Origin of the sequence: Pseudomonas sp. UBA2684 (assembly GCA_002354655.1) — a bacterium.
Lineage (GTDB): Bacteria > Pseudomonadota > Gammaproteobacteria > Pseudomonadales > Pseudomonadaceae > Aquipseudomonas.
This window is the reverse complement of sequence record DELY01000052.1, coordinates 1-26,741: the sequence shown is the minus strand read 5'-3', so window position 1 is coordinate 26,741 and position 26,741 is coordinate 1. Positions and strand designations below refer to the sequence as shown.

Annotated in this window: 26 protein-coding genes; 10 read left to right on the top strand and 16 right to left on the bottom strand. The window is 64.9% G+C overall.

Going from position 1 to position 26,741, the window contains the following annotated elements; translation table 11 throughout:
- Positions 1 to 62: 62 nt before the first annotated feature.
- Entirely contained in the window at positions 63 to 716 is a 654-nt protein-coding gene (locus B3M58_RS20175) for an HAD family hydrolase (protein ID WP_296221953.1), read from the bottom strand.
- Positions 717 to 860: 144 nt separating this feature from the next.
- On the opposite strand from B3M58_RS20175, the gene B3M58_RS20170 reads away from it, so the two are divergent.
- On the top strand, positions 861 to 1,340 hold the full coding sequence (locus B3M58_RS20170; protein ID WP_296221907.1) for an RNA pyrophosphohydrolase: 480 nt from the start codon (positions 861 to 863) through the stop codon (positions 1,338 to 1,340).
- Between the two features lie 20 nt (positions 1,341 to 1,360).
- Positions 1,361 to 3,640: a phosphoenolpyruvate--protein phosphotransferase gene (gene ptsP / locus B3M58_RS20165; protein WP_296221906.1), complete on the top strand. Its 2,280-nt coding sequence runs from the start codon at positions 1,361 to 1,363 to the stop codon at positions 3,638 to 3,640.
- Positions 3,641 to 3,669: 29 nt separating this feature from the next.
- On the opposite strand, the gene B3M58_RS20160 is transcribed toward ptsP, so the two are convergent.
- A complete protein-coding gene (locus tag B3M58_RS20160; protein ID WP_296221905.1) occupies positions 3,670 to 4,416 on the bottom strand; it encodes an NRDE family protein in 747 nt (248 codons plus the stop codon).
- Between the two features lie 331 nt (positions 4,417 to 4,747).
- On the opposite strand from B3M58_RS20160, the gene B3M58_RS20155 reads away from it, so the two are divergent.
- Genes B3M58_RS20155 through B3M58_RS20145 form a run of 3 tightly spaced genes read left to right on the top strand, consistent with a single transcriptional unit; the run spans position 4,748 to position 7,135 of the window.
- Complete coding sequence (locus B3M58_RS20155) at positions 4,748 to 5,530, top strand: sulfite exporter TauE/SafE family protein (RefSeq protein WP_296221903.1); 783 nt, start codon at positions 4,748 to 4,750, stop codon at positions 5,528 to 5,530.
- Between the two features lie 10 nt (positions 5,531 to 5,540).
- Positions 5,541 to 6,341, top strand: coding sequence for a prolipoprotein diacylglyceryl transferase (gene lgt / locus B3M58_RS20150; protein WP_296221902.1), 801 nt, complete (start codon positions 5,541 to 5,543; stop codon positions 6,339 to 6,341).
- Complete coding sequence (locus B3M58_RS20145) at positions 6,341 to 7,135, top strand: thymidylate synthase (RefSeq protein WP_296221899.1); 795 nt, start codon at positions 6,341 to 6,343, stop codon at positions 7,133 to 7,135. Before lgt ends, B3M58_RS20145 begins: the two co-directional genes overlap by 1 nt.
- A gap of 103 nt (positions 7,136 to 7,238) precedes the next feature.
- Here B3M58_RS20145 and B3M58_RS20140 read toward each other — a convergent pair whose 3' ends face one another.
- The 3 genes from B3M58_RS20140 to B3M58_RS20130 form a co-directional block, all read right to left on the bottom strand.
- Positions 7,239 to 8,606 carry a GTPase/DUF3482 domain-containing protein gene (locus B3M58_RS20140; RefSeq protein ID WP_296221897.1) on the bottom strand — a complete coding sequence of 456 codons (1,368 nt, stop codon included), beginning with the start codon at positions 8,604 to 8,606 and terminating at the stop codon, positions 7,239 to 7,241.
- Positions 8,607 to 8,723: 117 nt separating this feature from the next.
- Positions 8,724 to 10,106 (bottom strand): DUF2868 domain-containing protein, encoded by a 1,383-nt coding sequence (locus tag B3M58_RS20135; protein WP_296221896.1) that lies wholly within the window; start codon positions 10,104 to 10,106, stop codon positions 8,724 to 8,726.
- Between the two features lie 72 nt (positions 10,107 to 10,178).
- A complete protein-coding gene (locus tag B3M58_RS20130) occupies positions 10,179 to 11,327 on the bottom strand; it encodes a glycerophosphodiester phosphodiesterase (RefSeq protein WP_296221894.1) in 1,149 nt (382 codons plus the stop codon).
- A gap of 155 nt (positions 11,328 to 11,482) precedes the next feature.
- Between B3M58_RS20130 and B3M58_RS20125 the strand changes: the two genes are divergently transcribed.
- A complete protein-coding gene (locus B3M58_RS20125) occupies positions 11,483 to 12,007 on the top strand; it encodes a dihydrofolate reductase (RefSeq protein ID WP_414704114.1) in 525 nt (174 codons plus the stop codon).
- A gap of 41 nt (positions 12,008 to 12,048) precedes the next feature.
- Here the strand turns inward: B3M58_RS20125 and B3M58_RS20120 are convergent, their stop codons facing one another.
- The 3 genes from B3M58_RS20120 to B3M58_RS20110 form a co-directional block, all read right to left on the bottom strand.
- Positions 12,049 to 12,501, bottom strand: coding sequence for a metallophosphoesterase family protein (locus tag B3M58_RS20120; protein WP_296221951.1), 453 nt, complete (start codon positions 12,499 to 12,501; stop codon positions 12,049 to 12,051).
- A 91-nt stretch (positions 12,502 to 12,592) separates the two neighbouring features.
- A complete protein-coding gene (gene ilvD, locus B3M58_RS20115; RefSeq protein WP_296221890.1) occupies positions 12,593 to 14,440 on the bottom strand; it encodes a dihydroxy-acid dehydratase in 1,848 nt (615 codons plus the stop codon).
- 256 nt (positions 14,441 to 14,696) lie between these two features.
- Positions 14,697 to 15,893 carry a class I SAM-dependent rRNA methyltransferase gene (locus B3M58_RS20110; protein ID WP_296221888.1) on the bottom strand — a complete coding sequence of 399 codons (1,197 nt, stop codon included), beginning with the start codon at positions 15,891 to 15,893 and terminating at the stop codon, positions 14,697 to 14,699.
- 213 nt (positions 15,894 to 16,106) lie between these two features.
- Between B3M58_RS20110 and mutM the strand changes: the two genes are divergently transcribed.
- The 3 genes from mutM (at position 16,107) to B3M58_RS20095 (ending at position 17,984) form a co-directional block, all read left to right on the top strand.
- The gene (gene mutM, locus B3M58_RS20105) at positions 16,107 to 16,919 is read left to right on the top strand and encodes a bifunctional DNA-formamidopyrimidine glycosylase/DNA-(apurinic or apyrimidinic site) lyase (protein WP_296221886.1); all 813 of its coding nucleotides are present in this window, start codon (positions 16,107 to 16,109) and stop codon (positions 16,917 to 16,919) included.
- 71 nt (positions 16,920 to 16,990) lie between these two features.
- Positions 16,991 to 17,569: a lysophospholipid acyltransferase family protein gene (locus B3M58_RS20100; protein WP_296221884.1), complete on the top strand. Its 579-nt coding sequence runs from the start codon at positions 16,991 to 16,993 to the stop codon at positions 17,567 to 17,569.
- 76 nt (positions 17,570 to 17,645) lie between these two features.
- Complete coding sequence (locus B3M58_RS20095; protein WP_296221883.1) at positions 17,646 to 17,984, top strand: multidrug transporter; 339 nt, start codon at positions 17,646 to 17,648, stop codon at positions 17,982 to 17,984.
- 58 nt (positions 17,985 to 18,042) lie between these two features.
- Here B3M58_RS20095 and B3M58_RS20090 read toward each other — a convergent pair whose 3' ends face one another.
- The 8 genes from B3M58_RS20090 to B3M58_RS20055 all read right to left on the bottom strand — a co-directional run bounded on the left by B3M58_RS20090 (position 18,043) and on the right by B3M58_RS20055 (position 25,531).
- Positions 18,043 to 18,471 carry a hypothetical protein gene (locus tag B3M58_RS20090; RefSeq protein ID WP_296221881.1) on the bottom strand — a complete coding sequence of 143 codons (429 nt, stop codon included), beginning with the start codon at positions 18,469 to 18,471 and terminating at the stop codon, positions 18,043 to 18,045.
- Between the two features lie 253 nt (positions 18,472 to 18,724).
- Positions 18,725 to 20,419 carry a gamma-glutamyltransferase gene (gene ggt / locus B3M58_RS20085; RefSeq protein WP_296221880.1) on the bottom strand — a complete coding sequence of 565 codons (1,695 nt, stop codon included), beginning with the start codon at positions 20,417 to 20,419 and terminating at the stop codon, positions 18,725 to 18,727.
- Between the two features lie 2 nt (positions 20,420 to 20,421).
- Entirely contained in the window at positions 20,422 to 20,673 is a 252-nt protein-coding gene (locus tag B3M58_RS20080) for a YfhL family 4Fe-4S dicluster ferredoxin (protein ID WP_296221879.1), read from the bottom strand.
- Positions 20,674 to 20,798: 125 nt separating this feature from the next.
- Positions 20,799 to 21,278, bottom strand: coding sequence for a pantetheine-phosphate adenylyltransferase (gene coaD, locus B3M58_RS20075; protein WP_296221877.1), 480 nt, complete (start codon positions 21,276 to 21,278; stop codon positions 20,799 to 20,801).
- Between the two features lie 78 nt (positions 21,279 to 21,356).
- Positions 21,357 to 21,740, bottom strand: coding sequence for a phosphopantetheine adenylyltransferase (locus B3M58_RS20070; protein ID WP_296221876.1), 384 nt, complete (start codon positions 21,738 to 21,740; stop codon positions 21,357 to 21,359).
- A 21-nt stretch (positions 21,741 to 21,761) separates the two neighbouring features.
- Complete coding sequence (locus B3M58_RS20065; protein WP_296221874.1) at positions 21,762 to 23,357, bottom strand: GMC family oxidoreductase; 1,596 nt, start codon at positions 23,355 to 23,357, stop codon at positions 21,762 to 21,764.
- Positions 23,358 to 23,479: 122 nt separating this feature from the next.
- Positions 23,480 to 24,025, bottom strand: coding sequence for a twin-arginine translocation pathway signal protein (locus B3M58_RS20060; protein ID WP_296221873.1), 546 nt, complete (start codon positions 24,023 to 24,025; stop codon positions 23,480 to 23,482).
- Between the two features lie 63 nt (positions 24,026 to 24,088).
- Positions 24,089 to 25,531 carry a coniferyl aldehyde dehydrogenase gene (locus B3M58_RS20055; protein ID WP_296221871.1) on the bottom strand — a complete coding sequence of 481 codons (1,443 nt, stop codon included), beginning with the start codon at positions 25,529 to 25,531 and terminating at the stop codon, positions 24,089 to 24,091.
- A gap of 416 nt (positions 25,532 to 25,947) precedes the next feature.
- Between B3M58_RS20055 and B3M58_RS20050 the strand changes: the two genes are divergently transcribed.
- Positions 25,948 to 26,607, top strand: a complete 660-nt coding sequence (locus B3M58_RS20050) for a TetR/AcrR family transcriptional regulator (protein ID WP_296221869.1) — start codon at positions 25,948 to 25,950, stop codon at positions 26,605 to 26,607.
- Positions 26,608 to 26,741: the final 134 nt, after the last annotated feature.

The following is a 26,741-nucleotide window of genomic DNA, read 5'->3' as shown; positions in this document are numbered from 1 at the left end:
CATGGCGCAGCCTTGTCCATCATCTGAAATACCCCAGCGGATAAGCCTGCGCTGGGGATTGTTTAGCGCAGCGAAATTACCGGCCAGCCACGCTTTTCGGCTTCGGCGCGCAGGTTCGGGTCCGGGTCGACCGCCACCGGGCGGGTCACCTGCTCCAGCAGCGGCAGGTCGTTCATCGAATCGCTGTAGAAACAGCTGTCATTCAGATTGAACCCGGTTTCGCCGAGCCAGCGATTGAGTCGGGTGACCTTGCCTTCTTTAAAGCACGGCACGTCGGTGGTGCGCCCGGTGTAGCGGCCGTCGTGCATTTCGCATTCGGTGGCCAGCAGGGTGTCGACGCCCAGGCGCGCGGCAATCGGCGCGGTGACGAAGCGGTTGGTGGCGGTGATGATCAGCAGCTGGTCGCCGGCTGCGCGGTGTTCGGCGAGCAGCGCTTCGCCCTTGGCCAGGATGATCGGCTCGACGCAGTCGCGCATGAACTCGCGGTGCCACTGGTCGAGCTGAGCCATCTCGCTGCGTCCGAGAATCTCCAGGCTGAAGTTCAGGTAGTCGGTGATGTTCAGGTGCCCGGCCAGGTAGTCCTGGTAGAACGCATCGTTGCGCGCCTTGTAGGCAATCCCGTCGAGGATGCCGCGCTCACACAGGTAGTCGCCCCAGGCGTGGTCGCTGTCGCCGCCGAGCAGGGTGTTGTCGAGATCGAATAAAGCCAAACGCACAGGAGCACCTTTCATTGCCAACATCGAAGGGTGGCCAGAATAACGGCTTTTATACGCCATTCCCATTACGCGGGGCGGCCGCGTTGCCGCTGCCGCGACCTTTGTGGAACAATGCCGAAACATGCGTTTACGAGGTTGTGCGCCGTGATCGATCCTGATGGTTTTCGCCCCAACGTCGGCATCATTCTGACCAATGACGTCGGCCAGGTGCTTTGGGCGCGTCGGATTAACCAGGACGCCTGGCAGTTCCCGCAAGGCGGGATCAATGACCATGAGTCGCCGGAAGAAGCGCTTTATCGCGAATTGAACGAAGAAGTCGGGCTGGAAGAGCAGGACGTGAAAATTCTCGCCTGCACCCGTGGCTGGTTGAGGTATCGTCTGCCGCAACGTCTGGTGCGTACCCACAGCCAACCGCTGTGCATCGGCCAGAAACAAAAGTGGTTTCTGCTACGCCTGACCTCGGATGAGCAACGGGTGCGCATGGACCTGACCGGCAAGCCGGAATTCGACGGCTGGCGCTGGGTCAGTTACTGGTATCCATTGGGTCAGGTGGTCACATTCAAGCGCGAGGTTTACCGTCGCGCCCTCAAGGAACTCGCTCCGCGCCTGTTGGCGCGAGACTGACACTGACTTAGAGCCGAGCCATGCTCAATACGCTGCGCAAGATTGTCCAGGAAGTAAATGCCGCCAAGGACCTCAAGGCGGCGTTGGGCATCATCGTGCTGCGCGTCAGGGAGGCCATGGGTAGCCAGGTCTGCTCGGTCTACTTGCTCGATCCGGAGACCAATCGCTTTGTGCTGATGGCCACCGAGGGCTTGAACAAACGCTCCATCGGCAAGGTCAGCATGGCGCCCAACGAGGGTCTGGTCGGCCTGGTTGGTACCCGCGAGGAGCCGCTGAACCTGGAACACGCGGCGGATCACCCGCGCTACCGCTACTTCGCCGAAACCGGCGAGGAGCGTTATGCCTCCTTCCTCGGCTCACCGATCATTCACCATCGCCGGGTGATGGGCGTGTTGGTCGTCCAGCAAAAGGAGCGGCGCCAGTTCGACGAGGGCGAAGAAGCCTTCCTGGTGACCATGAGCGCGCAGTTGGCTGGGGTGATCGCGCATGCCGAGGCGACTGGCTCGATCCGTGGCCTGGGCAAGCAGGGCAAGGGTATCCAGGAAGCCAAGTTCGTTGGCGTGCCGGGCTCGCCGGGCGCTGCGGTGGGCACCGCGGTGGTGGTTTTACCGCCGGCCGACCTGGACGTGGTGCCGGATAAAGCCATCAGTGACATCGACGCCGAGTTGCTGTTGTTCAATACCGCGCTGGAGGGCGTGCGCACGGACATGCGCGCGCTGTCGGCGAAGATGGCCAGCCAGTTGCGCCCGGAAGAGCGCGCGCTGTTCGACGTCTACCTGATGATGCTCGAAGACGCAGCCCTGGGTAACGAAGTGGTCAAGGTCATCAAGACCGGCCAATGGGCCCAGGGCGCGCTGCGCCAAGTGGTCAGCGAGCACGTCAACCGCTTCGAATTGATGGACGACGCCTACCTGCGTGAGCGCGCGTCGGATGTCAAAGACCTCGGCCGGCGCCTGCTCGCCTACTTGCAGCAGGCCCGCCAGCAAACCCTGACCTACCCGGACAACACCATTCTGGTCAGCGAGGAACTGTCGCCGGCGATGCTCGGCGAGGTGCCGGAAGGCAAGCTGGTCGGCCTGGTTTCGGTGCTCGGTTCGGGCAACTCGCATGTGGCGATCTTTGCCCGTGCCATGGGTATTCCCACGGTGATGGGCGCGGTCGACCTGCCTTATTCGAAGATCGATGGCATTCAACTGATCGTCGATGGCTACCACGGCGAGGTGTTCACCAACCCCAGCGAAATTCTGCGCAAGCAGTACGCCGATGTGGTCGAGGAAGAGCGCCAACTGACCCAGGGTCTGGATGCCCTGCGCGCCTTGCCGTGCGAAACCCTGGATGGCCATCGCATGCCGCTGTGGGTCAACACCGGCCTGCTCGCCGATGTGGTGCGCGCCCAGGAGCGCGGTGCCGAGGGCGTTGGCCTGTACCGCACCGAAGTGCCGTTCATGATCAAGGAACGCTTCCCCAGCGAGAAGGAACAGCTGGCGATCTACCGCGAGCAGTTGGCCGCCTTCCATCCGTTGCCGGTGACCATGCGCAGTTTGGATATCGGCGGCGACAAGGCGTTGTCCTACTTCCCGATCAAGGAAGAAAACCCCTTTCTCGGCTGGCGCGGCATTCGCGTCACCCTCGACCACCCAGAAATCTTCCTGGTGCAGACCCGCGCCATGCTCAAGGCCAGCGAAGGCCTGAACAACCTGCGCATTTTGCTGCCGATGATTTCCGGCATTCAGGAGCTGGAAGAAGCCCTGCACCTGATCCACCGTGCCTGGGGCGAGGTGCGCGACGAAGGTACCGACGTGCCGCTGCCGCCGGTCGGGGTGATGATCGAGATTCCCGCGGCGGTCTACCAGACCCGCGAATTGGCGCGCCAGGTGGACTTCCTCTCGGTCGGTTCGAATGACCTGACGCAATACCTATTGGCGGTGGATCGCAACAACCCACGGGTTGCCGATCTCTACGACTTCCTCCACCCGGCGGTGCTGCAAGCGCTGCGCAAGGTGGTCGACGATGCGCATGCCGAAGGCAAGCCGGTGAGCATCTGCGGCGAGATGGCCGGCGATCCGGCTGCCGCCGTGCTGCTGATGGCCATGGGCTTCGACAGCCTGTCGATGAACGCCACCAACCTGCCCAAGGTGAAGTGGTTGCTACGCCAGATCAGCCTGAACAAGGCCAAGGAATTGCTCGCGCAGCTGATGACCATCGACAACCCGCAGGTGATTCACAGCACCCTGCAATTGGCCCTGCGTAACCTGGGCCTGGGGCGGATGATCAACCCGGCGTCGAATATCCAGTCCTGAGCCGCTCCGGCCGGTAGCGGCGCACGCCACTAGCACTCGATGCGGGTATCGCCCAGGGGCACGCCGTGAGGTCCATAGCGGCGCTCGACCAACTGCCGCGAACCGTCGGCGCGCGCCAGCAGCACGGTGCTGGCGAGGGTGCCGTAACTGCGGGTGGCAATAAAAATGCTGGAGAGCAGGCGTTCGGTGTTCAGGCCCACGCCGGTATCGGGCAGGCTCGCGTCCGCGGGCTGCTGTGCATCGTGCAACAAGTCCAGAAGCGCCTCTGTCTGCGGTTCGATCAGGCACTCGCCGAGCAGCGCCTTGCCTTTCTGTAGCTTGGGCCAAGGCGTATCCAGCGCCGCATTCGACAGGCCGTAGAGCCCTTCCGGCAACTGCTGCGGGGTGCCATGGCGCGAGTTCAGCAGCCACAGCTGCTGGGTGTTGCCGAGCAACAGGTTGAACGCCGAATAGTCGCTGCTGCGCGTCGCCAACTCTGCGAGGAAGGCTGCGGGCTCAAGCGCGCTGCGCAGGAACTGCACCGGCAGCTCGCCCCGTGAGCGGCCATGCGGTGGCTGGCGTGGATCGCGGATATTGGTCAGGGCGGCGAAGCGGCCACCCGGTCCCACGCCTAACCAGGTGCCACCGGCTTCAAGATCGCGCCCGCCGTACAGCTCCGGCGCGTCTTCCCAGGCGGCCAGCGGCAGGCTCGGGCGGGCATAGAACTCGTCGCGGTTGGCCGCCAACACCAAGGGCAGTTGATGGTTTGGGCGCCAGGCGAAAACGATCAGACACATAAAGGCTCCTTGAGGGACGCAGCAGTGACGTCATCTACTCGGTGTTGCCGTTACAGGGCAGCGCCCGGTTCCAGTGCAATGGTGTTTTAGTCCAGGCGACAAGTGTGTTGTCCCCGCGCCAGTGGTCGCTTTCACAGCTTAGGCGCCCGCCGAAAAGTCGGAAATATTTTCGCCTAGTCTTCGCCATTTAGCGCTCGCTGGCGACGCGCGGCACCGCATCAGGCGCGGTGTGGCGTCACGGGCGAGGCAAAACCGGAAGCACTATCGCATTCGCTCAGTGGAGGGAAGAAGGCTGCTTCCGGTAACATGCCGCTTTGTTTCGGGGGTGCCGATGGAACTGCTGCTGTATGTGCTGCTAGGCGCGGCGGCCGGGGTGTTGGCCGGCTTGTTCGGCGTCGGCGGCGGGTTGATCATCGTGCCGGTACTGGTCATGAGCTTTGCCGCCCAGGGCGTTGCCCCCGAGGTACTCACCCACCTGGCCGTGGGCACGTCGTTGGCCACCATCATCTTCACCTCGATCAATTCGGTGCTGGAGCATCAGCGCAAAGGCGCGGTGCGCTGGTCGATCTTCGCCTGGATGGCGTTGGGGATTCTGCTCGGCGCCGCGCTTGGCGCGGCGACTGCGGCGACCCTCCAGGGCGAGGTGTTGCAGAAGATCATCGGCGTGTTCGCCATCGTCATCGCCCTGCAAATGGCCCTGGACCTGAAACCCAAGGCCAGCCTTGCGGTCCCAGGCAAGCCTGGTTTGACCGTAGCCGGCGCAGTGATTGGCTGGGCCTCGGCGATTTTCGGCATCGGCGGCGGCTCGCTCAGTGTGCCGTTCCTGACCTGGCGCAGCGTGCCGATGCAGCAGGCGGTGGCCACCTCGGCGGCCTGCGGCCTGCCGATTGCCATGGCCGGTGCGCTGAGTTTCATTTGGTTGGGTTGGGATAATCCGCAGTTGCCGGCGTGGAGCCTGGGCTTCGTCTACCTGCCGGCGTTGGCCGGGATCGCCGTCAGCAGTATGTTTTTCGCCCGTCTGGGCGCTCGTTTGGCGCATCGCTTGTCGCCGCGCGTGCTCAAGCGCCTGTTCGCCCTGCTGCTGTTCAGCGTGGGCCTGAGTTTCCTGATCTAAGGAGTTGTACATGCTGCCTTACCCGCAGATCGACCCGGTGGCCATCGCCCTCGGCCCGCTGAAAATTCACTGGTACGGCCTGATGTACCTGATCGGCATCGGCGGCGCCTGGTGGCTGGCCTCGCGCCGGGTCAACGCCTTCGCGCCGACCTGGAACAAGGAAAAACTCTCGGACCTGGTGTTCTGGGTGGCCATGGGCGTGATTCTCGGTGGGCGACTCGGCTACGTGCTGTTCTACGACCTGGCGGCCTATATCGCTGAGCCGGTCAAAATGCTGCGTATCTGGGAAGGCGGCATGTCGTTCCACGGCGGGTTGCTCGGCGTGATGCTGGCCACCTGGTGGTTCGGCAAGCGCAACGGCAAGAGTTTCTTCGAACTGATGGACTTTATCGCCCCGCTGGTGCCGATCGGCCTGGGCGCCGGGCGCATCGGCAACTTCATCAACGCCGAGCTGTGGGGCAAGGCCACCGACGTGCCGTGGGCGATGGTCTTCCCCACCGACCCCGAGCAGCTGGCGCGCCATCCGTCGCAGCTCTACCAGTTCGCCCTGGAAGGCGTGGCGCTGTTCACCATCCTCTGGTTCTATTCGCGTAAGCCCCGGCCGACCATGGCGGTATCGGGCATGTTCGCCGCCTGTTACGGGGTGTTCCGCTTTATCGTCGAGTTCGTTCGCGTGCCGGACGTCCAGCTCGGTTACCTGGCCGGCGGCTGGCTGACCATGGGCCAGGTGCTCTGCCTGCCGATGATCCTCGGCGGCGTGGGCCTGATCGTCTACGCCTACAAACGCCAACCTGCGCCGGGAGCCGCGTGATGAAACAGTACCTCGAGCTGATGCGCCACGTGCGCGAGAACGGCACCTTCAAGAGCGACCGCACCGGCACCGGCACTTACAGCGTGTTCGCGCACCAGATGCGCTTCGACCTGGCCGCCGGTTTTCCCCTGGTGACCACCAAGAAGTGCCACCTGAAATCGATCATTCACGAGCTGCTGTGGTTCCTCCAGGGCGACACCAACATCCAGTACCTGAAGGACAACGGCGTGCGCATCTGGGACGAGTGGGCCGACGAGAACGGCGACCTCGGCCCGGTGTACGGCTACCAGTGGCGCAGTTGGCCGGCGCCCAATGGCGAGTCGATCGATCAGATCAGCAAGTTGGTGGCGATGATCAAGCGCAACCCGGACTCGCGCCGGCTGATCGTCTCCGCCTGGAACCCGGCGTTGGTCGATGAAATGGCGTTGCCGCCGTGCCATGCGCTGTTCCAGTTCTACGTCGCCGACGGCAAGCTGAGCTGCCAGCTGTACCAGCGTTCGGCGGATATCTTCCTCGGCGTGCCGTTCAATATCGCCAGCTACGCCTTGCTGACGCTGATGGTCGCCCAGGTCTGCGACCTGCAACCGGGCGAGTTCATCTGGACCGGCGGCGACTGCCACCTGTACGCCAACCACCTCGAACAGGCCGACCTGCAACTGACCCGCGAGCCGCTGCCGCTGCCGGTGATGAAGCTCAACCCCGAGGTGAAGGACCTGCTGGCGTTCACGTTCGAGGACTTCGAGCTGGTCGGCTATCAGGCCCATCCGCATATTCCGGCGCCAGTGGCGGTCTGACCTGCGCTGTTTGATTCGCGGCTAAAGCGGAACGCCGCCCGGCCCCTCCCACGGATAGATGCTGTCCATGTGGGAGGGGCTTTAGCCGCGACGCGTTGAGCGGTTAGAGCAGCTCGGCTGCCAACCGCTGCACCTGCTCCTGGCGTTCGCCGTCTTCCAGCGTTGCGCCAGGATTGAGTGACGACCATTCGGGGTGGGCGCGGGCCTTGTGCAGCGCGTCCGGCAGTTTGCCTTCACGCCAGGTGTTGTCTTGCGGGGCGGCCAGTTTGATCGCGTCGACGGCGGCATGGCCGCGCAGGTCCAGGGTTTGCAGCAACAGCTGCTGGCGCAGGGCGAGCAGGCGCAGCACGGCGTCGTCGACGCTCAGCTCGCGCTGGCCCTTGAGTTTGCCTTTCAGACGCGCGCCATAGCCGCGCAGGGTCTGTGCGCCGCCGCCGAGCACGGCGCCGATAAGCGCCGCCGCGCCGAGGGTGATACCGCCGACCAGCAGATCGACGCCCACCCCGGTCGCCGCTCCCGCCGCCATACCGCCGCCGACCTTGACCCCGAGTTGCTTGAGGGTTTCCGGGTTGAACAGGTCATCGCCCCAGCGCCCGTCGAGCAACGGTAACGCCTCGGCTGTGGCGTCTTGCGGGCGGAAGGCGTACAGCCGCAGCAAGGCGTCGACGCAGCGTTGCTCGCGCTGGCGGATGGCCTCGCGCAGTTCGCGGATCGCCCCTTGCTCCAGTATCGACTGGGCCGCGACGCTGCGCCGGCAGGCGGCGCAGTCGAGCAGCAGTTCGGCAATCAACCGCGCACCGCTGTGCCGGCGTGCCAGGCGCTGGGCGTGGTGGTCGTCGATCAGGCGTTGCAGTTGCGCACGAGACTTTTCTTGCAGCAGCGCCAGGCTTTCGTACAACCGTCGCTCGCCATCCAGCGGCGGCGCCACGCTGTCGAAGCACACCAGGGCATGCAGGCCGAGGCGGGCCAGGGCGTCGCGCCAGTCCTGCTCGCGGTGCTGGCTGCTGCTGACGAAGTTCAGTACCGGCAACAGCGGTCGACCGCACATGCTCAGCACCGCCAGCTCATCCCGGTACTTGGCCAGCACCGGCTCGCGCGCATCGATCACGTACAGGCCGGCGTCCGAGGCGAGCAGTTGGCGCAGCACCTTGGCTTCCTGCTCGAAGCGCTGGCGCGCCTCGCTGCCATCGAGAAAGCGCGCCAGCCGCGCCGGGCCGTCCAGGCGTTCGCCGGGGCGATCGAGACGCTCCAGGTAGTCGAGCAGGGCGATCGCGTCTTCCAGGCCGGGCGTGTCGTACAGCTCCAACAGGGCCTGGCCGTCCACCGACAGCCGCGCGCCCTCGACATGCCGGGTGGTGCTGGGGCGATGCGACACCTCGCCGAAGCCGACATCGCGGGTCAGGGTGCGTAGCAGCGAGGTTTTGCCGACATTGGTGTGGCCGACCACGGCGAGTTTCAGTGGCGTGCTCATGGTTCAGCCTTGGTCTTTTGTAGGGCGGCCATGCCGCTGCACGGCTTGTCCGTCAGGTAAGTAGAAAGCGGCGGGCAAGGCTCTGCCATGTTCGCCCTACGCAGCAAGCGTTGAGGTTCAATCATGGCCAGTCTCCAGCCAGCTCAGCGGTGCGCTGTCGCTGTGGCGCAGTTGCAACTGATCCAGCGCCTGGTGCCAGTCACTCAGGCGCGCGCTGTCGAGCACTTCGCCGGGCGGCGGTTGCAGCAGCCAAATGCGCATGGCGCCGGCGCTGCGGGCCAATTCGCCGAGCAGCGCCAGGCTGCCGCGATCCGGCGAGCGGCGCGGGTCGCAGGCCACCGCCAGGCGCGCGGGCGGAAAGCGGCTGAGCTGGTCGAGCAACTGCTTGCGCTGCTCGCGGCTGTCGATCACCCCCGCGTCGACCACGCCCTTGGGCAATGCGGGTGGCCAGGGGCGCCGCTCGTCCAGTTCGATGGCCACCAGCAGCGCGCCCTGGCTGCCTTGCGCGTGGTGGCCGGCCTGTGGCGGGTGTAGCTGCTTGGGCGCGGCATCGCACACCCCCAGGCGTTCGCTGCTCGGTTGCAGACGTTCGCGCAGCAGGCTGTAGCCGGGTAAGCCGAGATCCAATTGCAAGGCCGCGCAGCCTTGGCGCCAACGCCACAGGCACAGCAACAGCAGCAGCAAGCGCGGCAGCAGGCCGTAGACCAGCAGCACGCCGACCAGCCAGCCGGCCCAGCTCAGGCGCGCGGCTTCGCTGGCCAGGGCACTGTCGCCGCTGGCGCGGATCAAGTCGGCATCCGGCAGGCTGAAACCGAGCAGCGCCGGTAGCGCGCCAAGGGCTTGGGTCATCGCGATAAAGGTTTCACCGCCGAGGATGGTGCTCTCCCAAACGAAGCCATAGCGGCGCGTGGCGAGCAGGATCAACAGGCTCAGCAATGCCGAGAGCAGGGCCAGCAGCCACAGGCCATGCACCAGCACGCCCAGGCCCCAGCGGCTGAGACGCTGGCGTTGCAGCAGAAGCAGCAGGGCCGGCGCCAGTTGCGCGGCCTGGGCGTCGCGGGCGAGTTTTTCACTGAGCCATAGCCACAGGCGGCCGAGTGCGCCGGCACTGTCGCGGCTGAGCAGCAACCCCAGCGCCCAGCCGAGCAGCAGGATCAGGTTGAGGCCGAGCAGGCTGCCCAAGGCCCAGAACACATTGACCGGGCGCTGGCCGTCGCCCAGTGCGGCCATGGCCAGCCCCGCGCCGCTGAGCCCCGCGAGCAGCAGCAGGAGCAGCCCGGCCAGACGGGCGCCTTGCAGCCAGTGGCGCAGCGCCAGCCTCTGGCCATCGCGTTCGGCGAGCAGCAGGGCGCGTTGTTGGATGCGCTCGGCCAGGCCGCCCCCGCTCGCCTGGGCGCGGCGGTTGGCTTCGCTGTCTTCCAGCGGGCCGGCGTGTTCTTCGCGCAGGCGGATGGTTTCCGTTAGCCAAAGGCGGTGCAGCGGGTGGGTGGCGGCAGTCACACGGCGTCTCGTCGATCGGGTCAGGGGTTGAGCATAACCGCTGCCGCCGTGTTGGGCTAAATCCGCTCTGCTTCAGGGCTTTGCGCGCAGGCGCACGGCGATGTCCGGCTGGTCGATGAACAGGCCGTCGATCCCGGCATCGAGGAACAGCTGAATTTCCGCCGCGCTGTCGCCGCGTGCCTGCGGGTCGTTGCCTGTGCGCAGGTTGGCCGGAAGAAAGCTGTTTTCGGCGCGGAAGGTGTACGGGTGCACCTTCAGGCCTTGGGCATGGGCATTGGCCACGAAGGCGGTGGTGTTGGCCGCGTCGAGGTTGCCGCTGGCGTCGCGGGGGATGATGTAGCTCTTTTCCGGGCCGACACCGGCGGCGTAGCGGGCGATGGCCTTGAGCCCGGCCGGGCTGGCCATGTGCGCGTAGGTCAGGCCGCTGCCGAGCCGTTGCTGGTCGAACGGCTGGCCAGCGCCGAACAGCTGCACCAGGCGCACCGGGGTCAGGCGACTGAGGCTCTTGAGGTTGTTCACTTCGAAGGATTGGATATACACCGGCGCCTTGGCGCTGTGGTAGCCGTTCTTCTTCAGCAGGTTGACCAGCGGTTGCTCCAGGCCCAGGCCGAGCTGCTGGAAGTGCGTCGGGTGCTTGGTTTCCGGGTACAGGCCGATCACCCGTTGCTGGCTCAGTTGCAGGCTTTTCACCAGGTCGATGATTTCTTGCAGGGTGGGTATCGCGAAACTGCCGTCCAGGCGTGCGTTGCCCGGGCGGATCTGCGGGATGCGCTCGATGGCGCGCAGGGTCTTCAGTTCGGCGAGGCTGAAGTCTTCGCTGAACCAGCCGTTGAGGCTGATACCGTCGACCGTCTGGCTGCGCTGGCGCTCGGCGAATTCCGGGCGCTGGGCGACGTCGGTGGTCAGGCCCAGCTGGTTGTCGTGGCGGGCGACCAACTGGCCGTCCTGGCTCATCACCAGGTCCGGTTCGATGTAGTCGGCACCTTGCAGGATCGCCAGGGCATAAGCAGCCAGGGTGTGTTCGGGCACATAACCGCTGGCGCCACGGTGGGCGATGATCAGCGGCCGGGCTTCGCCCTTGGGCACGTCGGTGTGCGTCTGCGGCTGCTGCCTGGCCCAGTCGATGGCGGCTTGCACGCTGTCGGCCTGGGCCGGCGCGCTCACGGCCAGCAGCGGGGCCAGCAGGCTGGTGCGTAGCAGGGTACGGACGGTGCGGAACATGACGGCTTTTCCTTGCGCGGGGTGGGGGATACAAGCCTGCACGGGCAACGGTGACGGTTCGACGACAGCCTGGCAACCGTCGGATGACAATGCCTCGGGTTGTGCGCGCCTGCGCAAGGCCAAAGGTGGGCTGCGACCGCCGCCGACCCTCTGCTATGCTCGCCGCCATGAAAAATACTCTGCCTCTCTGCCTGATCGCCGCCCTCGCGCAGAACCGCGTGATCGGCCGCGACAACCAACTGCCCTGGCATCTGCCGGCGGATCTCAAACACTTCAAGGCGCTGACCCTGGGCAAGCCGATCATCATGGGCCGCAAGACCTGGGACTCGCTCGGTCGGCCGTTGCCGGGTCGGCTCAATCTGGTGGTCAGTCGCCAGCCGGGTTTGCAGCTCGACGGCGCGGAAGTCTTCGCCAGCCTCGACGCCGCACTTGAACGTGCCAATGCCTGGGCCCGCGCGGAAGATGCCGAGGAGCTGATGCTGATCGGCGGCGCGCAGCTCTACGAGCAAGGCCTGGCCCAGGCCGACCGGCTGTACCTGACCCGTGTCGAACTGAGCCCCGAGGGCGATGCCTGGTTTCCCGAGGTCAACGCCGCCGACTGGCGCCTGGCGTCGAGCATCGAGCACCTGGCGGCCGAGCCTGTGCCGGCCTATGCCTTCGAGGTGTGGGAGCGTATCTAAAAGCGGGGGCATGCCTGCGGTGGGGCGCGCCGGCCCCGCTCCTACAGCGCGATCAACTCGGCGCGTGGCGTTTCGCCACCCAGGTGTAACAGCGCGACACTGAGCGGCAGCGTGAAACGCCGCGGCCCGGCGCTGCCGGGGTTGATCAGCAGCAGACCGTTGCGTGTCTCGATCAGCGGTTTGTGCGAATGGCCACAGATCGCCACCTGAAAGCCGCGCTCGGCGAGGTCCGTCGGCACATGCGCCGGTTCGTGCACGACGAATAGACGCGTCCCTGCAAACTCCAGTTCCAGGCTGTGCGGCAGCTGCTCGGCCCAGTCGCCGTGGTCGTTATTGCCGCGCACCGCGTGCAGCGGCGCCTGTTGACGCAAGGCGTCGAGAATCTGCGGCGTGCCGATATCGCCGGCGTGGATGATCGCCGTGCAGCCGGCCAATGCGGCCAACGCCGCGGGGCGCAGCAGGCCATGGGTGTCGGCGATCAGGGCGATTTTCAGGCTGTGCTGCATTCGCGATCTCCCGCTGCGGCGTCATGCCCGGAAAGCAAAAGCCCGGCACAGGGCCGGGCTTCTGGAGGGGCGTAATGGCTTACGACACCAGCTTGTCGAGCAGCGCCTTGTCGCGCACCGCGCCCTTGTCGGCGCTGGTGGCGAGCAGGGCGTAGGCCTTCAGTGCCGTGGTGACTTTGCGTGGACGCTGTTCCACCGGCTTCCAGCCTTTCTTGTCCTGCTCGTGGCGGCGGTGAGCAATTTCCTCGTCGCTGAGCAGCAGGTTGATCGAGCGTTCGTGGATGTCGATGAGTATCTTGTCGCCTTCGCGTACCAGGCCGATGGCGCCGCCAGCGGCGGCTTCCGGCGAGGCGTGGCCGATCGACAGGCCCGAGGTGCCGCCGGAGAAGCGGCCGTCGGTGAGCAGGGCGCAGGCTTTGCCCAGGCCTTTGGATTTCAGGTACGAAGTCGGATACAGCATCTCCTGCATGCCTGGGCCACCTTTCGGGCCTTCGTAACGAATGATCACGATGTCGCCAGCCTGCACTTCGTCGGCGAGGATGCCGCGCACGGCGCTGTCCTGGCTTTCGAAGATCTTCGCGCGGCCTTCGAACACATGGATGGATTCATCCACGCCGGCGGTTTTCACCACGCAGCCGTCGAGGGCGATGTTGCCGTAGAGCACCGCGAGGCCGCCTTCTTGCGAGTAGGCATGCTCGACGCTGCGAATACAGCCGTTTTCACGGTCGTCATCCACCGTGTCCCAGCGGGTGCTCTGGCTGAACGCGGTCTGCGTCGGGATACCGGCCGGGCCTGCACGGAAGAAGGTGTGCACGGCTTCATCGTCGGTCTGGGTGATGTCCCACTGGGCGATGGCCTCGGCCATGCTCTTGCTGTGCACGGTCGGCAGGTCGGTGTGCAGCAGGCCGCCACGGGCCAGCGAACCGAGGATGGAGAAGATGCCACCGGCGCGGTGCACGTCTTCCATATGGTACTTCTGGATGTTCGGCGCGACTTTGCACAGCTGCGGCACCTTGCGTGACAGGCGGTCGATGTCGCGCAGGTCGAAATCGATCTCGGCTTCCTGCGCTGCGGCCAGCAGGTGGAGGATGGTGTTGGTCGAGCCACCCATGGCGATGTCCAGACTCATGGCGTTCTCGAACGCCTTGAAGTTGGCGATATTGCGCGGCAACACCGACTCGTCGTTCTCGCCGTAGTAGCGTTTGCACAGCTCCACCGCGGTGCGCCCGGCCTGCAGGAACAGCTGCTCGCGGTCGCTGTGGGTGGCCAGGGTCGAACCGTTGCCCGGCAGGGCCAGTCCTAAGGCTTCCATCAGGCAGTTCATCGAGTTGGCGGTGAACATGCCAGAGCAGCTGCCGCAGGTCGGGCAGGCGCTGCGCTCGTATTCGGCGACCTTCTCGTCACTGGCCGTGTCGTCGGCGGCGATCACCATGGCGTCGACCAGGTCCAGGCCGTGGCTGGCCAGCTTGGTTTTACCGGCTTCCATCGGCCCGCCGGAAACAAAGATCGCCGGGATGTTCAGGCGCAGTGCGGCCATCAGCATGCCGGGGGTGATCTTGTCGCAGTTGCTGATGCAGACGATGGCGTCGGCGCAGTGGGCGTTGACCATATATTCGACGGAGTCGGCGATGATCTCGCGGCTCGGCAGTGAATAGAGCATGCCGTCGTGGCCCATGGCGATGCCGTCGTCGACCGCGATGGTGTTGAATTCCTTGGCCACGCCGCCGGCTTTTTCGATTTCGCGGGCAACCAGCTGGCCCATGTCCTTCAGGTGCACGTGGCCAGGCACGAACTGGGTGAAGGAGTTGGCGACGGCAATGATCGGCTTCTTGAAATCTTCGTCCTTCATCCCGGTGGCGCGCCACAACGCGCGGGCACCGGCCATATTGCGACCGTGGGTGGAGGTTTTCGAGCGATAGTCAGGCATGGTGATTCCTGCGGCTAAATCGGTATCAGGTTATGGGCGTGTCGTGAGCGTTGTTTCGACCGGAGGCAAACGGCAGTCGCCGGGTGTTCGGTCATGGCCGAGAAGCGTTGCGGGATCGCCGCATGCCGGGCCTGTGCTCACTTGCTCGCCTGGGGATGATGGGCGAGGAATGCCTGGATTCTACCCCTCGCGCCTTCGCGGTGGAAAGCGTGCCGGCCGCCTGGCTGTCGCAACAGACAGGCGGCCGGGCGCGGCATCAGCTGTTGGGCAGTAAGCGCACGGTCAGGCTCTTGATATAGCGGGTCTCGGCGATGGCCGGGTGCACCGGATGATCCGGGCCCTGGGCGCCGCGTTCGAGCAGCTGGATATTGCGATCCAGATGGCGCGCGCTGGTCAGCAGGATGTTCTGTAGGTCGTCTTCCGGCAGGTGCATGGAGCAGCTGGCGCTGATCAGGATGCCGTCCTTGTTGAGCAGGCGCATGGCCTGTTCGTTGAGGCGGCGATAAGCGCCTTCGCCGTTCTTCAGGTCTTTCTTGCGTTTGATAAAGGCGGGCGGGTCGGCGACGATCACGTCGAAGCGCTCTTCCGAGGCTTTCAGCTGCTTGAGCGCTTCGAACACGTCGCCCTCGACGCAGGCGACCTGATCAGTCAGGCCGTTCAGTGCGGCGTTGCGCTCCACGCCGTCGAGGGCGAAGCCCGAGGCATCGACGCACATCACGTCGCTGGCACCGAAGGCCGCCGCCTGTACGCCCCAGCCGCCGATATAGCTGAACAGGTCGAGTACGCGCTTGCCTTTGACGTAAGGCGCGAGGCGCGCGCGGTTCATGCGGTGGTCGTAGAACCAGCCGGTCTTCTGCCCCTCAATCACCGGGGCTTCGAACTTGACGCCGTTCTCTTCCAGCGCCACCCACTCCGGAACCACGCCGAACGGGGTCTCCACATAGCGCGCCAAGCCTTCGGCGTCGCGGGCGGCGGAGTCGTTCTTGAGCAGGATGCCGCTGGGCTTGCACACCTGGATCAGTGCGGCCAGCACGTCGTCCTTGTGCCGTTCCATGGTGGCGGAGGCCAGCTGCACCACCAGGATGTCGAAGAAGCGGTCGACCACCAGCCCCGGCAGCAGGTCGGAATCGCCGTACACCAGGCGGTAGCAGGGCTTGTCGAACAGCCGCTCGCGCAGGCTCAGGGCGACGTTGAGGCGGTGTACCAGCAGCGATTTGTCCAGCACGTGCTTGACGTCACGCGACAGCAGGCGGGCGCAGATCAGATTGTTCGGGCTCATCGCGACGATGCCCAGCGGCTTGCCGCCGGTCGCCTCGAGGATGGCCTGGTCGCCGGCCTGGAAACCGCTGAGCGGAGTGGCGGCGACGTCGATTTCGTTGCTGTAGACCCACAGATGGCCGGCGCGCAGGCGTCGATCGGCGTTGGCTTTCAGGCGCAGGCTGGGCAGGGACATGGGGGCTCTCCGGAAAAAGAGCGGGATTATAGCCTAGGCAACCCGCTAAACGGCGCCTCGCCTCGCCAGCGGTTCTTCGCGCAAGGCCGTGCTCGGCCGGCAAGTGCAGCAACCGTTGTGCGCTGGATAGGGCCTGTTGCCAGCGGGTGGCTCGTCGCTCCGGGGCAATCCTGCTACTGTGGCTGCCCGCCGTTTTCAGCCGATTGTCCGTCCATGCCCGAACTGCCCGAAGTCGAAACCACCCGCCGCGGTATCGCCCCCTATCTGGAAGGCCAACGGGTCAGCCGGGTGATCGTGCGCGAGCGGCGCTTGCGCTGGCCGATCCCGGAAGACCTCGACGTGCGTCTGTCCGGCCAGCGCATCGAGTGCGTCGAGCGGCGCGCCAAGTACCTGCTGATCAAGGCCGAGACCGGCAGTCTGATCAGCCACCTGGGCATGTCCGGCAGCCTGCGCCTGGTCGAGTGCGGCCTGCCAGCGGCCAAGCACGAGCATGTGGACATCGAACTGGAGTCCGGCCTGGCGCTGCGCTACACCGACCCGCGGCGTTTCGGCGCGCTGCTCTGGAGCAGCGATCCCTTGCAGCACGTGCTGCTCAGCAAGCTCGGCCCGGAACCGTTGACCGACTTGTTCGGCGGTGAGCGCCTGTATCAGCTGTCACGCGGCCGGGCGATGGCGGTCAAGCCGTTCATCATGGATAACGCCGTGGTGGTCGGGGTCGGCAATATCTATGCGAGCGAAGCATTGTTCGCCGCCGGCATCGATCCGCGGCGCGAAGCCGGCTCGGTATCGCGGGCGCGCTATGTGAAGCTGGCGGACGAGATCAAACGCATCCTCGCTCATGCCATCGAACGCGGCGGCACCACCCTGCGCGATTTCGTCGGTGGCGATGGCCTGCCGGGGTATTTCCAGCAGGAGCTGTTCGTCTACGGGCGCGGCGGCGAGTTCTGCAAGGTCTGTGGCAGCACCTTGCGCGACGTCAAACTCGGTCAGCGCGCCAGCGTGTATTGCCCGCGCTGCCAACGCTAAGCACGTTGCGCGGGCCTCCCGGCACGCGCGTCTGAACGGATAAGACAACAATAAGAACGGTCGAGGTATTGATGTCCGGTAACTATCTGCCCCGCAATCCGCTGGCCGAGTGGGTTGGCCGCGTGGCGCTGAAACTGATGGGCTGGCGTATCGACGGCCAGCTGCCGAAGCTCGACAAATTCATCGTTATCGGCGCGCACCACACCTCCAACTGGGACTTCGTGATCTTTATCGCGGTGAAGTTCGTGCTGCGCCTGAACGCCCGCTGGTTCGGCAAACACACGATCTTCCGCCCGCCCTTCGGCGGCCTGATGCGTCTGTGGGGCGGCATCCCGATTCGCCGCGAGCGCCAGGGCAACACGGTGGAGCAAGCCGTGCAGGCGTTTCGCGAGCACCCGCAGTTCGTGCTGATCCTCTCGCCGGAGGGCACTCGCAAGAAGGTCGAGCGCTGGAAGATGGGCTTCTACCACATCGCCCAGGGTGCCAAGGTGCCGATTGTGTTGGGCGCGCTGGATTACCAGAACAAACGGGTGTTGATCGGCCCGACCTTCTGGCCAACAGGCGATGAGCGTGCCGATCTCAAGGAAATTCTCGCGTTCTACCGGCCATTTATCCCGAAAAAGCCTGCATACGCCTTTTATGGCGATTGACGGCCGTCACGCTGACAATTGCCAGACCGCTGTTATAGTTACTCGCACCGCTTCCTAATAGCTGAAGGATCGCCCCATGAAACTGTTTCGCTCAACCGCTGTTGTCCTGGCGCTGACCACTGGCCTGCTGGCGCTGCCGGCACAGGCGGAAGTGGTGCAGCAGAATGCCAGCGGCGACCCGATGTACACCGCCAATGCACCCAAAGGCTACGCCATGATCGGCGACCTGCTGGTTGCCCGGCCGTTGCTGATCGGCGCCACCGCCATCGGCGTGGTTGCCTTTGTCGTCAGCCTACCGTTCACCGCCTTGGGCGGTAACGTCGGCGAAGCGGGGCAGGCGCTGGTCGTCGAGCCAGGCAAAGAAGCCTTCGTGCGCTGCCTGGGCTGCACCAGCAGCGGCTACAAGCAGAACTGATCGTTCAGCAGAAACTAAAAAGCCGGCTACGAAGCCGGCTTTTTTGTGGGCGTTTGGCTCAGTTGTACTTGTATTTCTCGTCAACCTTGCGCTTTTGCAGGGTGTATTGGGTCAGGTCGATCTGGCCGCTGGCGAGTTCGCTGTCCAGCTTGTCCAGCTCTTGCGATTGCAAGCGGCTGATGTGGGCCTTGGTGGCGTGGTAGTTGATCGCTGTCGAGGCGTCGTAGCCGCTGACCGGGTCCCAGAGAATAGAGAGTGGCCAGAACAGCAGGTTGACTACACCAAAGCCATAGGAGCGGCCGTAGAACGAACCGCCGCCCGGCAACAGACCGAGCGCAGCGCCCAAGCCTGGCTTTTTCTCTTCAATGACCATGCCTTTGGCTTCGAAATGATCGAATTCGGCTTTCTGGTAGGAGTTCAGGCCGGTGGCGCAACCTGTGGTGAGGGCGATCAGGGTTACAGCAAACAACATACGCAAGTAAGACATCAGCGTTCCTTAACGGCTATCCATAGTTTCCTGCCGCGCCCAGTGGCCTGTGTGGCTAGTTGAAGCAGTCAATTACGCTGTCCGCGGCTCCGATACTGCGTCGCTGCTCTTCGTCATAACCCACTATGACTCTTCGCAGCGCCTTGTCTCAGTACCCTGGCCATTCGAACGTGAATTAACCCACTAGCCGTACAGGCCAATGGCGGCGCGGGCGCGCAGGCTAACATGCTGGATGGCTATTGGCCATTATTGGCTAAGGAGCACTCACGCTGGTGCCGATGCCACGCGGGTCGCTGGCGGCGTCGACGTGCTGTTTCTGTTTGTCCCAGAACAGCACCTGCTGATTGCCGTAACTGCGCTCAAGGGCTTTGAGCTGGTGGCCACGGCTTTGCAGGTCGGCGATCTGCGCTGGGCTGAAGGTGTTCGGTTCGTGCTCGATCAGGTCGGGCATGAACTGGTGGTGGTAGCGCGCCACCGTCGGCCAATGGGTGATCGGTTGACCGTCGAGGTAGTCGAGTATCGCCAGCAGCACCATGCTCGGGATGCGGCTGCCGCCGGGGGTGCCGAAGCTGGCGAACTCGCTGGGGCTGTCGATGAAGGTCGGGCTCATGCTCGACAGCGGGCGTTTGCCGGCGGCGATGGCGTTGGCGTGGCTGCCGCTCAGGCCATAGGCGTTGGCGCCCTGCACATCGGCGGCGAAGTCGTCCATCTCGTCGTTGAGCAACACGCCGGTGCCGGGCACGGTAAAGGCTGCGCCGAACGGCAGGTTGATCGACAGGGTAGCGGCCACCGCGTTGCCGTCGGCATCGAGCACGGAGAAGTGTGTGGTGTGGTCGCCTTCCTGCCAGCTACCGGTAGGCGGCAGGCTGTCGCTGGGTGTGGCGCGGTGCGCGTCGATGCTGTCGGCCAGTTGTTGCACATAATCGGGCGCGAGCAACTTGCCGGTTGGGTTGGCGACGAAATCCGGGTCGCCCAGCAGGCCGCGGTCGCGGTAGGCGCGGCGCAGGGTTTCCACCACGTAGTGCGTGCGTTGCACCGGCTCGGCCTGGCGCCAGGGCAGCTGTTGCAATATCAGCAGGCTCTGCCCCAGGGCCAGCCCGCCTGCCGAGGGCGGTGGCGCGCTGATCAGTTCGCGGCCTTCGGCGAGCTTCACACGCAGCGGTTGGCGTTCTACCACGCGGTAGTCGCGCAGGTCGCGTAACGTCCAAATACCGCCGGCGGCCTGTACTCCGCGCACCAGTTGCTCGGCGGTGACGCCGCCGTAGAAGCCGGCATGCCCATCGCGCGCCAGGTGCTCCAGGGTCTGGGCCAGCTCCGGTTGACGCAGCAGGCCGAATTCTTCGGGAATCTCGCCCTTGTCGAGAAACAGCCGCGCGCTTTCCGCGTCGTCGCGCAGGGCATCCAGGCGCCAGCGGGCGCGCTCGCGGTAGACCCGGTCGATGCCGACGCCGTCGCGGGCCAGGCGAATGGCCGGGGCCAGGGAGTCGCGCAGCGGCAGGCGACCGAAGCGTTGTGCCAGCTCGACCAGCGCCGCGGGCAGGCCGGGAATCGCCGCGGCCAGTGGGCCGTTCAGCGACAGGTGTTTTTGTACCTCGCCATCGCGTCGGTAGAGATCGGCATGCGCGGCCAGCGGTGCGCGTTCGCGGGCGTCGAGAAAACGGTAGCTGGGCTGTTCGCCGGCTTCGCGCAACAGGAAGAAACCGCCGCCGCCGAGGCCCGAACCGTAGGGTTCGACCACCGCCAGGGCGGCGCTGATGGCCACGGCGGCGTCGAAGGCGTTGCCGCCCAGGGCCAGGGTTTCCTGGCCGGCCACGGTGGCGGCGGGATGGGCGCTGGCAATGGCGGCGCGTCCGGGTTGCTCGGCGGCGTGCAGGCTGAGCGCGAGCAGTAGGAGTAACGCTCCCGCTAGGGTGCGCCAGTCGAGGAAGCCGCGGTTGGGGCGGCGCATCGTTATGCTTTACCGGTGATGATCAGGTACTTCTGCATCAATTCGTCCTTGCTTTCGACATGGCTTTCGTCGAGCGGGATGCAGTCCACCGGGCAGACTTGCTGGCACTGCGGCTCGTCGTAGTGGCCGACGCATTCGGTGCACAGGTTGGGGTCGATCACGTAGATCTCCTCGCCTTGGGAGATCGCGGCATTCGGGCACTCGGGTTCGCAGACGTCGCAGTTGATGCAGTCGTCGGTGATGATCAGGGACATGAACTAAACGCTCCTGCCGAGGCGGGCGGCCACGACACTTTCAGACAACGGTGAACGAATTGTGCCGGATTGTCGGAGCAGGCGCCATGCGCGAGCGGCGGTGCCGCCCGCGCCGCGAGTCTCGTTCAGCGCTTGAAACGTTCGTTCAGGGCGTCGGCCACGGCAGGGTGGACGAACTTGGAGATATCTCCGCCCAAGGCGGCGATTTCACGCACCAGGGTCGAGGAAATGAACGAGTATTTCTCCGACGGGGTGAGGAACAGGCTTTCCACATCCGGGGCCAGCTGGCGGTTCATGTTGGCCAGTTGGAATTCGTACTCGAAGTCCGATACCGCACGCAGGCCGCGCAGAAAGACGTTGGCGCCCTGCTCCTTGGCGAAGTGCGCGAGCAACGTGGAGAACCCGACCACTTCGACGTTCGGCAGGTGCTTGGTCACTTCCTGGGCCAGCGCGACCCGCTGTTCCAGTGGGAACAAGGGGTTTTTCTTCGGGCTGGCGGCCACCGCAATGATCACGCTGTCGAACAGGCGCGCAGCGCGCTCGACCAGATCACCATGCCCTTTGGTGATGGGGTCGAAGGTGCCTGGGTATAACACTCGATTCATCGTGACGTCCTGGCGGGGTCCGTTGGGGAGTCGGATGGTAGCGCAGCGATTCCCCGCGGCCAAGTCGCGGCGAGCGACTTAGGTTTTGGTGCGGACGATGCCGTACAGGATGAGGGCGAGCGCCAGACAGGCCAGTGCCACCCAGTCGGCTATCACCACCCGGCGCAGCGCGTCGTTGTAGCCGGGGGTGCTCCAGGCGAGGTAGAGAAAGCTCAGCACGCTAACCAGACCGCCGATCAGGGCGAGCGGTTGCAAGGCTGGGCGGAATGCGGCGCACACCAGCAGGGCGCCGAGCAAGCCGAACAGCACGGCGCGGCTGCGCATCAACAGGAGCAGGTTGGGCTCTTGGAAGGACAAGCCGTAGAGCGTGGCCAGCTGCTGCGCCCCGAGTACGCCGCTGAGCGGCAGCAGGTGAATGATGCCGGCGATGATCAGCAGCGCCGAGATGAGTTTGCCGAGCATCGACTGCGCCCTCCTTGGTGTTTAGGCCGTGCCGAGCCGTTCGGCCAGTAGCGTCGCCAGTTTCGCGGTGAGGCCGTAGACCGACAGCTGCGGGTTGGCGCCGATGCTGGTGGGGAACAGCGAGCCGTCGTGGATCGACAGGTTTTCCAGCTGGTGATGGCGGCCGAGGCTGTCAGTCACGGCCTGCTGCGGGTCTTCGCCCATGGCGCAGCCACCCATCACATGCGCGCTGCCCAGGCGGGTGCGGTAGATCTCCAGGCTGAGGCTGTCGATCAGGGTTTTCGCCTCGCCCAGGGTTTTCACGTAGCCGGCGTCGGCGTGCAGCGGCAGCACCGCCTGGGCGCCGGCGGCGAACTGGATCTCGGCCATGCTGTGGAACGCGCGGCGCACGCCGTCCCAGGTGTAGTCGGTCATCGGGTAGTCGAGTACCGGGCTGCCATCGTCACGCAGTTCCACCGAGCCTTCGGCGCTCTGCGGATGGAAGCCGTCGCGCAGCAGGGCGAGCATGACGTTGGTGTGCGGCAGTTGCTCCATGCGCAGGGCGTTGTCGAGGCCGAAGCGGCCGAGCAGGGTGGCGGTCAGCGCCGGTTGCAGCGGCGGCACTTCGAGCTTGTAGGACAGCTGTCCGGCCGCGCCGTCGCGCCACTGGAAGTGGTCGGAATAGATCGACTGTGGCGCGCCGTAGAAGGGGTTGATCACCTGCTCGAACTGCGCGGCAGAGAAGTTCACCAGATGCAGGAAGGTGCGCTTGCCGGTGCGCCCGTGTGGGTCGGGGGCGTTGGAGCGCAGCAGCAGGCCGGGAGTGTTGATGCCGCCGCCGGCGAGCACGTAATGCTTGGCCCGTACCGTGATTTTGCGGCCACTGGGGGCCACGCTGCGTTCGTCCATGCCCAGACATTCGATGCCGGTGACACGCTCGCCGTCGAGCAGCAGGCGCTCGGCGCGCGCCAGGTAGAGCAGCTCGCCGCCTTTCTCCAGGGTCGCCGGGATGGTGGTGACCAGCATCGACTGCTTGGCGTTGGTCGGGCAGCCCATGCCGCAATAGCCGAGGTTCCAGCAGCCGCGCACGTTGCGCGGGATGACCTTCCACTCGTAGCCGAGCTGGTCGCAACCGGCGCGGATCACGTCGTTGTTGGGGTTTGGCGGAATCGCCCAGGGGGCGACGCCCAGGCGCTGTTCCATGCGCTCGAACCAGGGCGCCATGTCCTCGGGGCTGTGGCCCTTGACGCTGTGTTCCTTGGCCCAGTGCGCCAGGGTCTGATCGGGCGTGCGGAAGCTCGAGGTCCAGTTGATCAGCGTGGTGCCGCCGACCGCGCGGCCTTGCATGATGGTGATCGCGCCGTCCTTGCTCATGCGGCCGATGCCTTCCTGGTAGAGGCTGGCGTAGGCCTCGTCTTCGAGCATCTTGAAGTCGTCGCTGGTTTTCAGCGGGCCTTCCTCGATCAGCAGCACCTTGAAGCCGGCGGCGCTGAGAATTTCCGCGGTGGTGCCGCCACCGGCGCCGCTGCCGACGATGGCGACATCGGCTTCGAGGGTCAGATCACTGTCCAGGCGCGAACCGTTGTAGGTCTTCCAGCCGCGGGCCAGGCCTTGCTTGAACATGTCGGGTACGGGCATCTCAGGCGCTTCTCTTATGGTTCTTGTGTTGGAGGCTTCTGTGGGAGCGGGCTTGTCCGCGAAAGCAGGCAAGGCAAGAGCATCGCGGGCAAGCCCGCTCCTACAGGTTCCGTGTATGTGCCTTATATAGTCGGTGGGCCGGGGTAGCCGCAGTGTCCCCAAGATTCGGCGCGGCTGTACCAGCTCATCATCACCAGTTGCAGCAGCGAGGCGTGGCCCATCTTCAGCAGGCCGATCGAGCTGTTCTGCCAGCGCGTGAGGAACGCCTGCACATCGGCCGGTGCGGCGTTTTCCCAGCTGCCCCAGACGCCGGTCAGCGGGCCACGAGTGATCGGCAGGGCGAGCACGTCGAACAACTGCACGGTGAGCTTGAGCATTGCCGGCGACAGGTGGTTGAGGCTGTAGTCGAGGCTCTCGATGGTGCCGGCGACGGCCTGCGGCAGGTTGGCCGGTGCCACCGCACCGTCGAGCATCACCGGGATCAGGGCGCGCAGGAATGGCAGGTCGGATTCGCGAATCACCGCCAAGCCGGCAGAAGGCATACTCGCCGAGCAGCCGCTGAGCGTGGCGGTGAGGCCGGCGGTGGCCAGGAAGGCCGAGCCGAGCAGGCTGACCTTGAGCAGGCTGCGCCGTGACAGGCCGCTGGGTTCAAGCGTGGTGTCGATCATTTTTATTATCACCAGGGCAAGCTTTCGTCGGCGTGGGCCCTGCCCGCGCCGACACGGAAAGGGTTAGCGCACGAACAGCTTGTAGATCAGCTTCTGGATCGACTTGCCGTAAGGCGGGTAGATCAGCTTGGCGGCGTTCAGGCGTTGTTTGATCAGCACGCCCTTGGCCTTGCTGAAGGTCAGGAAGCCTTCATGGCCGTGGTAATGACCCATGCCGGACGGGCCGATGCCACCGAACGGCATGTCGTCCTGGGCCACATGCAGCAGGGTGTCGTTGAGGCACACACCGCCTGAGTGGGTCTCATGCAGCACGCGTTGCTGCTCGCCCTTGTCGTAGCCGAAGTAGTACAGCGCCAGCGGGCGGTCGCGCTGGTTGATAAAGGCGAAGGCGTCGTCCAGCTTGTCGTAGGGGATGATCGGCAGCAGTGGGCCGAAGATCTCGTCCTGCATCACCTTCATCTCATCCGTCACGTTCAGCAGCACGGCCTGCGGCATGCGCCGGCCCTGGGCTTCGGGGTACAGCGGGATAATGGTCGCGCCCTTGCTCTCGGCGTCCTGCAGGTAGCCATTGAGGCGCTGCTGCTGACGCTCGTTGATGATCGCGGTGTAATCCGGGTTATCCGCCAGCGTCGGGTAGAAGCCCTGTACCGCATTGCGGTAGGCCTCGACAAAACCCTCCACGCGGTCTTTCGGCACCAGCACGTAATCCGGGGCCACGCAGGTCTGCCCGGCGTTCATGGTCTTGCCGAAGGCGATGCGCTCGGCGGCGTCGCTCAGCGGTACGGAAGCCGAAACGATGGCCGGCGACTTGCCGCCCAGCTCCAGGGTGACCGGGGTCAGGTTCTCGGCGGCGGCGCGCATCACGTGCTTGCCGATGCTGGTGGCACCAGTGAACAGCAGGTGGTCGAACGGCAGCTTGGAGAAGGCCATGCCGACTTCGGCTTCGCCCAGCACCACGGTCACCAGGTCCTCGGGGAACACCTTGGCCAGCAGATTCTTGATCAGTTGCGAGGTGGCCGGGGTCGACTCGCTCATCTTGATCATCACCCGGTTACCGGCCGACAGCGCGCCGACCAGCGGGCCGATGGCGAGGAACAGCGGGTAGTTCCACGGCACGATCACCCCGACCACGCCGAGCGGCTGGTAGATCACCTTGGCGGCGGCCGGCATGAACTGCATGCCGACGCTGCGCCGCGAGGGCCTCATCCACTGCTTGAGGCGTTTGCTCGCGTAGTGGATGCCGTGCAGGCTGGGCATCAGCTCTGCGAGCAGGGTTTCGTCGGCGCTGCGGTTGCTGAAATCCTGGGAAATCGCCTGGATCAAGGCGTCCCGTTCGCTGCTGAGCAACTCGCGCAGGGCTTTCAACCACTGCAGGCGCTGTTCGGCCGACGGCATGGGGTTGGCCTGGAACGCCTGGCGTTGACGGGTGAACGCGGTGTCCAGCTGGCTGCTCTGCTGCTGGCTGTGTTGCAGGCTTTGTTCGAGATACGCGATGTCGGCGACCATGTGTGGCTCCTCGGCAGTCCAGCGGGGAAACCCGATGGGCCGCACAGCAGGCGATCAGGGTTTCAAGGGTGTGCTGGATTTTTAGAGCAATTGCTCTAATCTGTCAAATAGCATGGCGCGCTAAGCGGGCTGGCGCAGCCCAACGAAAAGTTAGCTTGTGGCTGTGGTCCACAGTCGGGTAACACTTGCCCTGTTTCCCCGTGTACCTTTGCCGGGCCGCGTGTGGCGTTTATTCATGGCTCTGTACCCGTTAAGTGTCGATGCAGGCCGCCGTCACGTGGGAGCGGCTTTAGCCGCGAAAGGTCTTCGGTTTCAAAGTTTTTCGCGGATAAATCCGCTCCCACAAAAGCGCGACTGCTCCTGCAGTACGTAACTGGTACATAGCCTTCTTTATCGAGCCGAGATCGAACTGCGTTATGGCGCCTCCCCTGAAAACCCGCGAGCGCATCATCCAAGCCAGCCTGGAGCTGTTCAACGCCCAGGGCGAGCGTAGCGTCACCACCAACCACATCGCCGCGCACCTGGGTATTTCGCCGGGCAACCTGTACTACCACTTCCGTAACAAGCAGGCGATCATCGCCGAGCTGTTCGGCCAATACGAACGCCATGTCGATAGTTTTCTGCGCCTGCCCGACGGCCGTGGCCTGACCATTGACGACAAGACCTTCTACCTGGAAGCGCTGCTGGCGGCGATGTGGCACTTCCGCTTCCTGCACCGCGACTTGGAGCATCTGCTCGACAGCGATGGCGAACTGGCCGAGCGCTACCGGCTGTTCGCCCAACGCTGCCTACAGGGCGCGCAAAGCATCTACCAGGGCTTTGTCGACGCCGAGATTCTGCTGATGAACCCCGCGCAGATCGAGGCGCTGACCCTCAACAGCTGGATCATCATGACCTCCTGGGTGCGCTTTCTCTGCACCACCCGTGGCACGCCCGGCGACCTCAGCGAAGAAATGCTGCGGCGCGGCATCTACCAGGTGCTGGCGCTGGAAGGCGGCTATATCGCCCCGCAGGCGCGCGAGGCGGTGGAGGCGCTGTACCGCAAACTGCATGTGCCGCTGGAGCAGGTGATCTGAGTTGAAACTGCGGTATGCGCCGTTCCAAGTGGCGCGCTCGATCTCGAAGTCGCGTTCTTGATCCTTGCCTGTCCCGCCGTGATACATAGGAGATGGCATGATTTGAAATATTTTGCGGATTCCACGCTGACTCG